Origin of the sequence: Micromonospora sp. WMMD1274 (assembly GCF_049179035.1) — a bacterium.
GTDB lineage: Bacteria > Actinomycetota > Actinomycetes > Mycobacteriales > Micromonosporaceae > Micromonospora > Micromonospora tulbaghiae.
On the sequence record NZ_JBMHMG010000001.1, the window covers coordinates 5,909,359 to 5,922,960 of the forward strand.

At 70.7% G+C, this 13,602-nt stretch carries 11 protein-coding genes; 1 reads left to right on the plus strand and 10 read right to left on the minus strand.

Annotated features, from left to right (window positions below):
• Window positions 1-12 precede the first annotated feature (12 nt).
• From ACN27D_RS27980 to ACN27D_RS28015, 8 genes are all read right to left on the minus strand, one after another.
• Window positions 13-741, minus strand: a complete 729-nt coding sequence (locus tag ACN27D_RS27980) for a hypothetical protein (RefSeq protein ID WP_421500386.1) — start codon at window positions 739-741, stop codon at window positions 13-15.
• 90 nt (window positions 742-831) lie between these two features.
• Complete coding sequence (locus tag ACN27D_RS27985; RefSeq protein ID WP_421500387.1) at window positions 832-1,527, minus strand: hypothetical protein; 696 nt, start codon at window positions 1,525-1,527, stop codon at window positions 832-834.
• Window positions 1,528-1,833: 306 nt separating this feature from the next.
• Window positions 1,834-2,688 carry a replication-relaxation family protein gene (locus tag ACN27D_RS27990; RefSeq protein WP_421500388.1) on the minus strand — a complete coding sequence of 285 codons (855 nt, stop codon included), beginning with the start codon at window positions 2,686-2,688 and terminating at the stop codon, window positions 1,834-1,836.
• Window positions 2,689-2,890: 202 nt separating this feature from the next.
• Window positions 2,891-5,356 carry a type IV secretory system conjugative DNA transfer family protein gene (locus ACN27D_RS27995; RefSeq protein ID WP_421500389.1) on the minus strand — a complete coding sequence of 822 codons (2,466 nt, stop codon included), beginning with the start codon at window positions 5,354-5,356 and terminating at the stop codon, window positions 2,891-2,893.
• A complete protein-coding gene (locus ACN27D_RS28000) occupies window positions 5,353-7,104 on the minus strand; it encodes a VirB4 family type IV secretion system protein (RefSeq protein WP_421500390.1) in 1,752 nt (583 codons plus the stop codon). The genes ACN27D_RS27995 and ACN27D_RS28000 overlap by 4 nt, the downstream gene beginning before the upstream one ends.
• Window positions 7,101-7,994, minus strand: coding sequence for a PrgI family protein (locus ACN27D_RS28005; RefSeq protein WP_421500391.1), 894 nt, complete (start codon window positions 7,992-7,994; stop codon window positions 7,101-7,103). The genes ACN27D_RS28000 and ACN27D_RS28005 overlap by 4 nt, the downstream gene beginning before the upstream one ends.
• Before the next feature lie 3 nt (window positions 7,995-7,997).
• A complete protein-coding gene (locus ACN27D_RS28010) occupies window positions 7,998-8,978 on the minus strand; it encodes a conjugal transfer protein TrbL family protein (RefSeq protein ID WP_421500392.1) in 981 nt (326 codons plus the stop codon).
• A gap of 2 nt (window positions 8,979-8,980) precedes the next feature.
• Window positions 8,981-9,271, minus strand: a complete 291-nt coding sequence (locus tag ACN27D_RS28015; RefSeq protein ID WP_421500393.1) for a pilin — start codon at window positions 9,269-9,271, stop codon at window positions 8,981-8,983.
• Between the two features lie 520 nt (window positions 9,272-9,791).
• Here ACN27D_RS28015 and ACN27D_RS28020 point away from each other — a divergent pair.
• Window positions 9,792-12,368 carry a hypothetical protein gene (locus ACN27D_RS28020; RefSeq protein WP_421500394.1) on the plus strand — a complete coding sequence of 859 codons (2,577 nt, stop codon included), beginning with the start codon at window positions 9,792-9,794 and terminating at the stop codon, window positions 12,366-12,368.
• 163 nt (window positions 12,369-12,531) lie between these two features.
• On the opposite strand, the gene ACN27D_RS28025 is transcribed toward ACN27D_RS28020, so the two are convergent.
• Together ACN27D_RS28025 and ACN27D_RS28030 are read right to left on the minus strand one after the other, a co-directional pair.
• A complete protein-coding gene (locus tag ACN27D_RS28025) occupies window positions 12,532-12,768 on the minus strand; it encodes a hypothetical protein (protein ID WP_421500395.1) in 237 nt (78 codons plus the stop codon).
• Window positions 12,769-12,846: 78 nt separating this feature from the next.
• The gene (locus tag ACN27D_RS28030; protein ID WP_421500396.1) at window positions 12,847-13,575 is read right to left on the minus strand and encodes a hypothetical protein; all 729 of its coding nucleotides are present in this window, start codon (window positions 13,573-13,575) and stop codon (window positions 12,847-12,849) included.
• Window positions 13,576-13,602: the final 27 nt, after the last annotated feature.

A 13,602-nucleotide genomic window follows, 5' to 3' on the forward strand; every position in this document is an offset into this window, starting at 1 on the left:
CACGCTGCGTCGTCAGTCGGTGAGGTGGGCGAGTTCGGCGGGGGTGAGCTGTGCGGGGGTGCGGTTGTGCCAGGCGTCGGAGTGGCGCAGGTTCCACCAGCGCAGCAGCGTCCGGCAGGCCGCGGTGAGCTCACCCCGGATCGGCAGGGAGTACACCGTGGCGAGCGGGACCTGATGCGCACGGGCGACGTAGGCGGTCGGCGCCCATCCCCGTTCGGTGTGGGTGACTTCGCCGACGATGCGCTGCGGGTAGGGGATGTCGAAGGCGGCGGCGGCTTCGGCGTCGGGTATCACCAGCCACGTGTCGGGATCCTTGCGTTGCAGGGTCGCCACGCCACGTGACGGGTCGCAACGCCGCAGAAGCAGGTGTCGCTCGTCGCCTTCGTTCATCGGCCGGTGGTTGCGCCAGGCTCGATAGCAGGTAGTGAGCGTGACGCCGAGGACGGTGTGCCGCTCGCGGGCGGCGAGCGCATCGGTGACGACCTGGTGGTGACCGGGGAGGTGAAGGCCGGCGTGCGCAGCCAGTCCTCGTCGGCCTGTTTCGGCGAGTGCAGCCAGTCGGGTGAGGGCCTGGTCGAGGTTGGTGGTGCTGTCGGTGAAGTCGAGCGCGGTCTTGTGCAGGAGGCGGGCGAGGTCACCGATCGGTTGGGCGGTGGCGGTGTCGTGGCGCCACTGTTGCTCGGGGAGGACGTCGTTGGTGTCGGCGGCGATGCGCCGCAGCACCGGATCGGTCAGGAACATCAGGGGTCTCCTTCCAACGGTGGGGAGATGGCGAAGGCCGGTCGCAGCGGGGCTGCGACCGGCCGTGGTGTTTCGGGTCCGGGAGGGGTGTCAGGCGATGGTGACGGCGCACAGCCGCGCGCGTGGGTCGAGGCTGCGCAGGTAGGCGCAGGCGTCGTTGAGGAAGCGGAACCGGTCGGCGATGGAGCCGCCTGCGGGGGTGAGGAGGCGACCGTCGGTGGTGATCAGCGCGTCGCCGACCAGGGCGATGCGCCAGTGCAGGCCGGTGTAGGTGGCTTCGCCGGCTTGGTAGGCGGGCAGTTCGTATGGGTCGAGGTGGTGGGCGAGCATCGCCAGGACGCGGGGTTGCTGCTCGAAGCGTCGGCGGGCCTCGTGGGCGCTGACCTTGGCGGGATCGGTGTGGTGCTGGGCGAGGTAGTCCTCGAACGGCCGGGCGACGGGAGTGGTCGCGGCGACGTGGGTGTGCCAGGTACGCCAGCGCAGGGCGGCGTCGTGTGCGGCGGTGGCGGCGGTGCCGGTCAGGTCGAGGCGATTCTTGCGGCCGCCGGCGGCGATGGTGATCGCGCCGAAGCGGCGGGCGGCGTCGAGCAGGTAGTAGCCGATGAAGCGGGTCAGCCAGCCGATGAGGCGGCGGTGTCGGACGCGGTAGCGGCGCGACGGCGTGCCGTTGGCTTGCAGGAGTTCGTGGACCTTTTCGGAGGCGGCGAACCAGTCGGCGTCCTGGCCGGGGGCGAAGCAGACGGTGATGACCTGGTCGGTGAGGGACGTGTTGGTGGGTGCGGGCATGACGGGGTGCTCCCTTCGCGAAGGCGCGGTTCGACTGCGGGTGTGGTGGTGCCACCGGGATGCGGCGTCTGTGGCGAAGTGCTGCCGGGAATGGCGGGGGCGGGGTCACGGGGCCGACCGGATGGTGGGCTGAGGGGTGACCCGCTGGCGCGGGCAGATCCGGGGAGAACAGACGGGCTGCGGTGCGAACAAAGAGAAGAAGCTGCACCGTAGCGTCGTGACCTGACAGCACGCCCTCGACCAGGAATCGTGATCATGTGCTTCACCTGCGTTGACAGGTTCCGGCGGGTCGGCTGACAGGTCGTGTCAGAGGACGAAGACTCCGTCGTCGTCGAAGTTGGGGTTGTCCGCCACCGGCTGACCGTGGTCGGTGGGTAGCTGCGCGAGTCCGACTCGGCCGGTGGCGCCGGCCGGCAGCCACACCGCTTGCGCCGGGTCCGTGTCATGGGTGGCGGTGGCGACGAGGACGTCGCCGCGTCGCCCGCGTAGGAGCCGGTGCAGGTGTTCCTCCCGGGCGGCGCTGCCGAGCCAGAACAGCACCGGGTACCGGATACCGACGCGTCGGGTCAGGGTGGCGTAGCGGTCGAGTTTGCCGGTCAGCCGGCCCAGCGGCTCGGTGCCGGTGTCGGCCTCCAGCCAGAACCCGACGCTGGCGTCGGCGGCGGTCCAGATGCCGTGGCCGTCGGCGGTGATGGTGCGGAACTGCCGGGTGGTGGTCCGCTCCGACCACCACCGGTCCAGATGCACGTCGGGATGGCGCCGGGTGTGGGTCTTGAGCCGGACGAAGAACTCGTTGACGGTGAGCAGGTGGGTCAGGGTCGGGCTGGCTGACACCCGTTGCACGGCTTGCCGGCTCGCCCGGGCGGTCGGCTCGGGGCGTTCGTGGGCGGCGGCCTGGAAACGACGCCCGTTGTGGCCGAGGGTCCAGTGCCACGGCTGGCTGCCGCCGCCGGTGCGCGCGAACCGGAACCGGTCCAGCAGGCCCAGTCCGTACAGCTCGCTGAGGCGGATCTGGCAGGTACGTCGGGCCAGGAAGAACAGCTGGTGGATCTGATCGGTGGTCAGGACCTGATGGTCGTCGAGGAGGTGGAGCAGCTGCCGGTCCCGGCTGGTGATGTGCGGGTAGATGGCCAGCAGGTCAGCAGAGCGTGATTGCGGCATGGGTACCCCTGCAGAGAGAGTCCCGGTAGGGAGTCTGGACGAGTTGATCTCGCGGACAGGCCGACGGCAGGCCAGGTGCAGGCAGGTCAGGAACCTGACAGGCCGGTGGGGGAGGGCTCGGGTGAGGTCTCGTCTCCCGGACACCCCCAAGCGAGCCCTCACCGCAGCACCCGGACGAGGCCCGAAACGAGCAGGCCTTTGCTCAGCGCTCCCGGCTGGCCATCCGCCGTTTCATCGCCGAGCGGGCGACCTGCTGCATCGGCGGCTCACCGTCGGCGCGGCGGTGCGCGGCGGCGCACTCCTGACGGATCGCGGTCGCCTCACCCACCACCTCCGCCGGCGGGTTGGTGGTGAACGTGAACGCAGGCAGCTCCCGGTTGCCGACCAGCAGCCGCGCGGCGGCGGTGTAGACGTCGAGGTGGGCGAGGTCGTGCTCGTCGAGCTCCGGTCTGGTGTGGCGGGACAGTTCCCGGGCGTCGGCCGGGTCGACGTTGAAGAACAGCTTCGACCGGGCGTTGGCGGACACTGCTGCGGCGACATCCTTCGGGAGCTGGGCCAGGTCCTGGTGCGCCAGCACCAGACCCAGCCGGAACCCTCGTGCCTCGGCCAGCATGTCCCCGACCGAGCCGGGCAGGGTCAGGAAGTTGTGACACTCGTCGACGTACAGCACGGCGTCGCGGCGCTGGTCCTCCGGGATGCTGGCGCGGGCGATGGCGGCCTGCCAGACGCGGGCGACGATGAGCGAGCCCAGGATCCGCGTCGTCTCCTCCCCGAGCACCCCCTTGGGCAGCCGGCACAGCAGCACCCCGCCGTTGAGCACCCGACCCATGTCGAACGAGCTGTGCGCGTTGCCGATGACCGACTTGACGAAGTCGCGCAGCAGAAACGCGCGTAGCCGGGCCAGGACGGGGGCGATGACCTGCCCGCGGAACTGCTCGTTGATGCCATCGTACCAGACCCAGAACCCGCCGAGACCGTCCGGGTCGTCCAGGCCGTGGGTGAACCGGGCCCGGAAGTCCTTGTCCTGCAACAGCGACGGCACGAGGCTCAGCGTCGGTTTGGCGTGGCGCATCAGCGTCAGGCACGCCACCCGCATCGTGTCGTCCATCCGCGGGCCCCACTGCCCTTGGAAGATCTTCGCGAAGATCCCCACCAGGTTGTCCACCGCCAGGTGCGGGTCTCCCCGGTCGTCGAGCGGGTTGAAGCAGCCGGGGTTCTCCTGGTCCGGGTCGATGATCACGATCTTGTCTGCGGAGGTGGCGGGGAGCCGGTCGAGGATGTCGGTGATCAGGTCTCCGCGCGGGTCGATGACCACCGTGCCGCGGCCGGCTTTGATGTCGCCGAGGATCATGTTCAGCAGCAGCGTGGACTTCCCGACGCCTGTCTTGCCGACCACGTGCACGTGCTGGCGGGCGTCGGTGACGGTCAACCCGATCTTGTGGCGGCCGATCTGCGCGCGGCCGAGCATCTTGACGCCACGCCCGCCGCCGGGGACCTGCACGGGCGCCAGCACAGCTTTGGCTCGGGCGCGATCCAGGCCGGGCACGGCGAGGTCTTGCGGCAACGCGGCGAGGGCCGCGAGTTCCGCCACGGTGGCCAGGAACCCCCGCCGTAACCGGCGCCCGGCGAGGGTGGCGATCGGGTGGGGCATCTTCATGCGCCGTAGCCGGTTCGGGCCTGTGTACGTGGCGGCGGCCGAGGCGATGGTGTGTCCCAGCCCGATCAGCCGCTGACGGGTCTGCCTGGCCCGCTCCGTGTTTGGTGGTGTGGTGTCCGGGTCGCGGGCGACGGCGAACCGGACCGCGATCTCGAAGTGCGGTACCCGCACCGCCTTGTCCACGACCGTGCGGGCCTCAGCCGCGGCCACCGGATCCCGCTCGGCCACCCGACCCGCCGCTGCCGAGGCGCGCGGCGGCCTGGACGGGCCGGTTGTGAACACGTCGAGCAGCCACAGCAGCGGCTCGACGGCCAGCCTCGCCATGCCCGACACCGCCCGCGCGGCCAGGTCCGGCCGCCCGTGCGGGTGGGTGGCGGCGGTTGCCGCGGCCCGGCGGGCGGCGCGGACCCGGCGGGCTCGCGCCGGCCGGGCGAGGACCTGCACGCAGGCGTGCTCGCGGGGGCCGACCTCGGCGCCGGCGGCGAGCAGCGCCCGCAGCGGATCGGTGTCGTGGTCGCTGCGCAGCGGCAGCCCATCGGGGTGCTGCGGCCAGTGCGCCCCACCCACCCCCTCACCGACCTGCGGCGGGATCGGCGCGGCGGCGTCTGTGGTGGTGATGGTGGCGGCGGGCCAGGCCGCGCGGACGGCGGCCTCGACCGCGCCGGGCGGCACCGTGCCGGGCACCCAGACCCGGATGGTCAGCGCGCGGCCGTTCCACGTGTACTCCCAGCCGACATGCGGGTAGCCGAACACCCGGCGGCGCCACACCGACGGCGTGAGGACGCCGGTGAGGGTGGTCCAGAACGCTGCGGCGGCCTCGGCGGTGACCTGCGGTGGGGCGGCGATGGTCAGCCATCGCGCGCCGGCGGTGAACCGCCGGTGCCGCCAGGCGAGCATCTGGTCATGCCCGAACACCGCCGCGACAACGATTGCGGCGGCGACGAAGGCCAGCCACGGCCGGGCGAGCACCCAATGCCCCATCTCGGCGGGCCAGCCCGGGGTGGCGGTCACTCGGTCTCCCCGATGCCCGTGACGGCGATCGTGTGCTCCGCGGCCGACCCGACGCTGCGGAACGGGATCCGCGACCGGCCCGCGACGAGCAACCCCTCGCCCCGGGGCGAGGCCAGCAGCAGCCGCGCCTCGCCCGCGGTGAGGTTGAACGCCTCCACGACAGCGTCGATCGACTGGGTGCTCTGGCGCATCAGCACCTGCGTCGCGGCGTTGGACACCACGGCGAGCCCCAGGTCGGTCGACAGCACATCAGCCGCGTCCTGCGTGACGACGCACAACCCCGCCGACCGCTTGCGGGCCGCCTTCGCCATCCGGAACAGGAACCGCGCGCCCTCGCCGTCGCGCATCAGCAGCCAGGCCTCATCCACCACCACCAGATGCCGACCCCGGCTAGGGCCGGCTGGCGGGGTGTCGATGCCCGACCAGATCGAGTCGAGCGCCAGCAGCGTGCCGATGGTCCGCAGCTCGTCGGGCAGGTGCCGTAGCGACCAGACCACCAGGTGCCCGTGCGGGACGGTGGTGGTAGGCCCGTCGAACAGGCCGGCGAAGTTCCCCACCGTCCAAGGGGCCAGCCGGGCGGCCAGCTGCCCGGCGGCCGGATCGCCGTCCCCGGCGAGCACCTCGGCCAGGTCGCGCAGCAGGGGAGCGGGTTTGGTCCAGGTGGCCGGGTCGGCGTTGATGCCGGCGCGGGCGTAGGTGGCGGTGATGGCCCGGTCCAGGGCGGCACGTTCGGCCGGCAGCGGGGCCGCGCCGAGCATGACCGCGATCAGCGTGTGCAGGTACAGGCCACGTCGGGTGAGCGTGTCCGGCCGCCGGTCATCGGGCAGGTCGAGCGGGTTGATGCGCACCCCGGGCACGCCCAGCTGCACGACCGTGCCGCCGACGTGGTCGGCCAGCGGCGTGTACTCGTCCTCGGGGTCGATGACGCTGACGGTCGTGCCCTGATAGAGGTTGCGCAGGACGTCGAGCTTGACGAAGTAGCTCTTGCCCGCCCCGGAGCGGGCGAGGACGACCGAGTTGTGGTTGTCCTGCGCCCACCGGTTCCACACCAGCACCCCGTTGGAGGTGGTGTTGACTCCGTACAACACCCCCTCCGCAGAGGCTATGTCGCCCGGTGTAGGGGCGGGAAGGTCCGGGGAGGCGAGGGGAAACGCCGCCGCGAGAGCGGTGGTGTCCAGCACGCGGCGCATCCGCAGCGGATCCACCCCGACCGGCAGCGTCGACAGCCATCCCTGCTGGTGACGGAACGTCGCCGGCTGCAGGTCCAACAGCACGCTCGCCGCAGCGGACTTCACGCCCGCGGTGAGGGCGGCGAGGTCGTCGAGGGTGCGAGCGTGGAGGGTGACGTAGATGCCGACCTCGAACAGCTTCGCCGCCCCGCGGGCGACCCGCTCAGCCAGGTCCGCAGCATCGGCCGCGGCGGCCTCGACCATCGGGTCGCCCAGCCGCCCGGCGTCGGCGTCGAGCCGGCGCGAGGATTCGAGGCGGGCGCGTTGCCGCTTCAGCATCGGCGCGGCCAACTGCGGCACCACCGGGTCCAGGTGCACGGCGACGTCGACGCGTCCCGGGTAGGACAGCAGCGGGTCCAGCCACGCCGGGCCGACCTCCGCCGGGTAGCCGCACACGACGTAAGTTGCGGCGTAGCCGTCACCAACCCGCACATGCGACGGGGTGACCGACAACGCGGCCGGCGACGGCATGCCCTCTACGCCTCGGACACTCTTCTTGGGGGTTTTCAACAGGTTCATGTGCTGCTCCGCAAGGTGATCGGGACGCCGGGCACCGCGCGGGGGCCGGGTGCCGGTGGGGAGAACGGGTCGACCGCGCCCGCGAGCGCGGCGCACACCGCAGACCCGTCCAACACGGCGGCGTGCACGCCGAGCCCGGACAACGCCCGCACCGCGGTGTCGCCCGCTCGCGCGCCGGCGACGACCGCCAGGACCTGCCGGCGCAACGGATCACGCTCGCCGTCAAGCTCCAGCAAGAACGCGGCGTGGTCCTCGGCGGCGGCCTGCAGCGCCCGGTGCGGCAGGCGCCGGGCGTTATGGGCGACAGCCCGCGCATGTGCGGCCAGGTCGTGGCGCTGCGCGGCGACGACGATCTGCGCCGGCCCGGTCAAGCCGTTGAGGAACCGGCCGAACCCGTCCAGCAACGCGCCCTGCTCCCCGCCGGTGCGCAGGTGAATGTTGGTGGTACCGCAGGCGATCACCACCTTGTCGCTGCCCCCGCTGGTGAGCACACCAGAGGGGCTGACCGCCGTCACCGGCGACCGCAACAGCGCCGGCACGATCGGCTTCCCCTCCACGGCCGCGCCCGGGACCGCGCGGGCCGTCCCGGGTGTCCGCACGCGAGGGCTGTGCGAGAGCGTGAAGGCGTACCGCAGCCACACGTCCAAGGGCAGACCGTCGCGGCGGCCGAGCGCCACCACGACCGCGACAGCGAACACGACAGCACCGCCGACGAGCCACACGGGCCGCGGCAGCAGATGCCCGAACGAGCGGTAGACACCGGCAGCGGCCAAGCCGACGCCGCCGATGATGCCGAGCTGACGGAAGGTGAGCCCGAACGCGACCCGGTCCGGCTCGTTGACGTTGGCCGGCACCACCGCACGCGGCGCCGCATCATCCAGATTGTTCATTGATCACTCCGGGCTGGGGTAGACGCCGGGCATGTGGCGGTAGGGCGGGCGGATGGGGTTGCTCGACGCCAGCGGCGTGCGCCGGACCGGGGCGGCTCTGAATCGGCCCAGGTTGCGGGTCATCCCCTGCACGGCCACCGTTCGCAGGACGACGCCGCCGATGCCGACGCTGCGGCCCTGCTGACCGGAGAACCGCCGCACCAAGCTCGGAACCTTGACCGTCATCCACAAGACGACGACCACGAGCAGCAGGTTCAGGGTGTCGGAGCCAGGCAGGCCGAGCAGGACCGGCAGGTTCCCCCGCGGATCGATCACCAGGTTGACGCCGGCCGAGAACGTGACCGCCTGGATCGTCGGGGTGGCCAGACAGCCCAGCACCGACCGCCACCACAACTGCGCGACCCCCTCGGTCCAAGGGGTCGCGTGGCACGCCAAGGCCACCGGCGCAACACCGGCCAACACGACCAGCACCGCGATGCGGGTCAGCCAGCCGCCGACGAGCAGGAACATCAGCACCACGATCAGCAGCCCGATGATCAGCATCAGCAGACCAGAACTCGGATCACCCACCGCGGAGGCGAGCCGCGCCTTGACGAAGGTGACCGCCTCGGTCGTCGGGGCGTCCACCCCGGCGATTGACGTAGTCAACGCGTTCGCCACCTCGATGAGCACGCCGGTCAACGGAACCGCGAACGCCGACAGGACCAACCCGACCACGAGCCGCGGCACGAGCTGCTTGACCGTGTAGCGGGTCTCGACGGAGTCGCCCAGCATGACCGCGGCGCCCGCGGCGACGATCGCGAGAATGAAGCAAGCGTCGACCACAAGGGCGCTCTTCCCGGCGATCGACTGCACCTGCGGCAGCCCGGTCACATCCGGCGACACGAAGATCCAGGACGTCAGGAAAGCCAGCAGCCCGCCGAGAAGATCGATCACCCGCTCGGCGAGCCAGCGGACCAGATCGTTCATCACCCAGGTGGTCATCCTCAGCCGCCGAGGATGCCCTGCAACACCTGCAGGATCACCGGGGCCAACACCGCCAAGGCGTAGCCGACCAACGCGGACTTGAAGTTGCCCTTGGCCTGCTCGACCTGGGCCGGGTCACCGCCGGCGGCCATGTACCGCAGACCACCAATGACCAGGAACATCGTCGCCACCAACGCGATAACGCCCATGATCCAGCCAGTGACGTTGGAGATGACCTGATTGATGGAATTGACCGCCACCGGCTGCGGCGCGGCGGCGATATCCGACAGGACGGACAGCGTCAGGTGCATGACGGCACTCCAGAACAGTTCTGTGTGCCGCCCGGCGGGGACCTCGGGGAGGGGCCGCTGTGAGTCGGTGGGGGCGCTCCTCCCTTGCTGTTTAGCGCAGGGACCACGGTGTCAGTACGCCGCGCCAGCCATGCCGAACTCACCTCAGACCCCGCCGCAAACGACCCCCGCCGGGCGGGCATGCCATGGAGGACATGCACCGCCCAGAACGGCGCTGTCAGACAGATCGAACTCGCCTGTCGCCTGTCACGCCCCGACACGACCAGTCAGCGAGCGAGCGAACATTAGACCCTTGGCCCTGCTCGGGCCGGCCCGGCGCCCGCTCAGCGCACGCTGCTGATGCTCCTACAACGCGCTCAACTGCCGATGAGCGGACGCCATTCTCGGATGATCAGCTGTGTACTGGTTTGATCACCTTCAGTATCGTGCGGGTGTGCTTCGCGCTGGGTTGAGGTGGGTCGGGCGCTGCTGGTGGGCGTTGCTGGTTCCGGCAGCGGTCGCTGCGGCGGCGGTGTGGGCGTTGGTCACGGATGACAAGCTGGGTTGGACGGTGTCGGCGGGCGCGACGGCGGCGGTGGTAGGAGCGTTCGCGCCGTCGGTCCTGGAGTGGGTTCGGGCCGCGCGGGAGCGGCGGGAGCGGCGGGAGCGGGTGGTCGCGAGGGCTTTGGTGGCGGAGTTGCCGGAGTCGGTGGTGTGGCTTCTGCGTCCGCAGGCGGCGGTGGTCGGGTTCGTCGGTCGTGGGTGGCTGCTGGCAGCGTTGGACGGGTGGTGCGCGGATCCGGACGCGAGCGTGGTGCGGCTGCTGGTGGGTGCAGGTGGGGTGGGCAAGACCCGGTTGGGTCAGCACTTCGCCGGCCGGTTGACGGGCTGGGTGTGCTGGCCTGTGGCACCCGGTGGGGAGGCGACGGTCGCCGGGCAGCTTGAGGCGGGTGACCGGCCGGGCCGGTTGCTGCTGACGGTGGATTACGCCGAGACCCGTGACGCGCAGGCGTTGGCGCACCTGTTGTGTGTCGCTCAGCGGGCCGGTGGTGTGCGGGTGTTGTTGCTGGCCCGATCGGTTGGGTTGTGGTGGTCGTCGCTGTCGGCGGCGTACCCGCCGCAGGCGCATCTGGTGGACGCGTTGACCGTGTCGGCGAACGTCATAGAGGTGCCGGCTCGTATTGAGGACCACTCCCCGCAGCAGATCGTGGCCCAGGCGATGGTGGCGTTCGCCGCCCGCCTGCGTCGCCGTCCTCCGGGTGATGTTCCACCGGGTGTGGCGGGTCCGGATCTTCCAGTGTTGCGGTTGCATGCGGAGGCGCTGCTGGCGGTGTTGGGCGGGCCGCGTGGGGATGACCGGTACGACGTGCTTGCTGAGGTGCTGGGCCATGAGGCTCGGTACTGGCGGCACCGGGCCCGCCGCGGCGGTCTACCGGGTGCGGGTGAGTCAGCTGCCGACGCCGTGTTGCGGCGGCTGGTCGCCGTGGCGGCGCTGCTGGGCGCGGACAACCGGGAGCAGGCCATGGAGTTGGTCCACCGGGTACCGGGCCTGGGCGGGGCACAGCCAGAGGTGGTCAACGGGTATGTGGACTGGTTGTATGGGCTATACCCGGGGACGGATGGCGGGCTAGGGGCGTTGCAGCCGGATCTGCTTGCCGAGTACCTCGCAGTCGCGGTCCTGTATGAAAGCACCCCGGCCGAGCGCAGCAGGATTCTGCAGGGGTTGGCTCCCGGTCAGGCGGGGCAGGCGTTGACGGTTCTGAGCCGCGCGCGCAGCCACCAGTCCGGCGCTGCGGAGATGATCGACGTGGCACTGAACGCGGATCTTCCGGTGATGACTGAGGCGGTGCTCCAAGTCGGCCTCCAGTTCCCCGGTCTGCTCGCTCCCCGGGTCACAGACCTGCTCGCCACGGCTGAACTCGACCCTGACTGGGCTTGCCGGACAGCGCGTCGGGTGCCGTACCCGTCGATCGAGTTCGGCCAGATCGCGGTCGCGTTGACCGCCCACGCCCTGCGCACCACGGCATCGGCGACCGCGCCGAACGACCGAGCGTCCTTACTGAACTGGCGTGCCCTTCGGTTGGGGGAGGCAGGGCGGCGTGTCGAGGCGCTGGCCGCCAGCCAGGAAGCCGTCAACGTCATGCGTAAGTTGGCCGACGGAAACCGCGACGCCCACCTGCCCAACTTCGCCACGTCGGTGAGCAACCATGCTCCTCGGTTGGCGGAGGTGGGGCGGCGTGTCGAGGCGCTGGCCGCCAGCCAGGAGGCCGTCGACTTGCGCCGTGAGTTGGCCGACGGAAACCGCGACGCCCACCTGCCCGACCTCGCCACGTCGGTGAACAATCACGCCATTCGGTTGGCGGAGGTGGGGCGGCGTGTCGAGGCGCTGGCCGCCAGCCAGGAGGCCGTCGACTTGCGCCGTGAGTTGGCCGACGGAAACCGCGACGCCCACCTGCCCGACCTCGCCACGTCGGTGAACAATCACGCTACTCGGTTGGCGGAGGTGGGGCGGCGTGTCGAGGCGCTGGCCGCCAGCCAGGAGGCCGTCGACCTGCGCCGCGAGTTGGCCGCCAGCAACCCCGACGCCCACCTGCCCAACCTCGCTGGGTCGGTGAACAACCACGCGAACCGGTTGGCGGAGGCAGGGCGGCGTGACGAGGCGTTGAACGCCAGCCAGGAGGCCGTCGACCTGTACCGAGGGCTGGCCGCCAGCAACCCCGACGCCTACCTCCACTACCTTGCCGGGTCATTGAGCAACCACGCGAACCGGTTGGCGGAGGCAGGGCGGCGTGACGAGGCGCTGGCCGCCAGCCAGGAAGCCGTAAACCTCTTCCGGAAGTTGGCAGACGGCAACCGTGACGCCTACCTACCCAGCCTCGCCAGGTCCCTGTGGGGCGTCGGATACGTAGCGCGCATTCTCGGAGTGGTGTCGGAGCAGATCCTTGATGCTGTTGCCGAAGGGGTGCGGTACTTCGACGAACTCGCAGCCGCCGAACCGCGGGCGTTCACCGCACGCCGAGACGCGGCGGCCTCCACCTTGACGGACCTGCGAAAAACACCGCTGTCCATCAGCGCGCCTACTGACACCACCCAGGACACTCCACTAAACAGCCCCTGACACTCGCGTAACTAGAACCTCAACTGGTCATCTCCACAAGCGGTCTCATCCAAGATCGGGTGCATGGACATGCGGCGGACCGGGCACCGCGCAGCGTCACGATCGCTTGAGTCAGGGGCCGTCCGGTCGCGCCGGTAACGGGCCGAAGGGATTACCGGTTGCGCTACGGATTGGCGGTCTGCTGGATGAACGACAAGACCCTCGGCAGGACGTGATAGAACTCGCCGCCACCCCACGAGTCTACGAGGCCACCGGCTCGTTCCATCGCATCCCAAAATGGCTCAGTCGAGCGGATGATGTCCTCAGCAGTAGCCGGATGGATGTCGATGGCAGCGCAGACAGCCGCCGTTAGCTCCGCGCGAGATTCGGCGGGCATGTCCTGCAGCGGATCATGAAGCATCCGCAGAAGCCACCTCAGGCGACGTCTACGCTCATGCCGTCGCGTGCGGAAGAGGCGCGGGTCGGTTCGTTGCGGGCTTCATGCCGCTGGCACCCGGTACCCGCAGGGAATTGGGCCGGACAGGTCGCCCCGGCTGACAGCGGCGGCCACGAGGTGCTCGGCGCGACGCCGGCGCATCCTCAGCGCGGGTGCGGTCACGCCTTGTTCGGCGGCTAGGTGCTCGATCAGGGCGTTGCCGAAGCGGGTCGCGCTGATCAGTTCGGCGGTGTCGGGGGTGATCAGGCCGGCGGCAGCTGCCCGGCCGAGCAGTAGATCCGGGTGCCCGTAGGGCATCCTGGGTGTCCGCGAGCCGGTTGCGAGCTCGGGTGGCAGTTCCTCACCGTCGTCGACCTTGACGACGGCGACTGCGGCGCGCCAGGCGGCCCAGCACAGCCGGAGCCATAACCGCGGCGGCGCCAGGTCTGCGGTGCGTAGAGCGTCAAGGAAGCCTGCGAGGACTTCGGAGTCGACATCGTCGGCGTGCCTCGGCCTGCCACGGCTGATCCTTGCTGCAAGGTGCGTCAGTGCGGGGAGCGCGACGCCGATCGCGCCGACGACCCAGGCAGGTCCCCACTCGCGGGCGTGGTGGGCCAGCTGTCGCCACAGCACGTCGGTGGTGTCGCTGCTGTGATGCTCGTCCAGCAGCAACGTGCGCAACTCGTCCAGTGGCAGTGGCCTGTCCGGTAGACCTGGGACCGGCCGTGCGTCGAACATCAGCGGTGCGGGTTCGTAGGTCAGCAGTTCGAATGCCTTCTCGGCGGTGGTCAACGCCGTGTGGGTCGGTGTTGCGTGCGT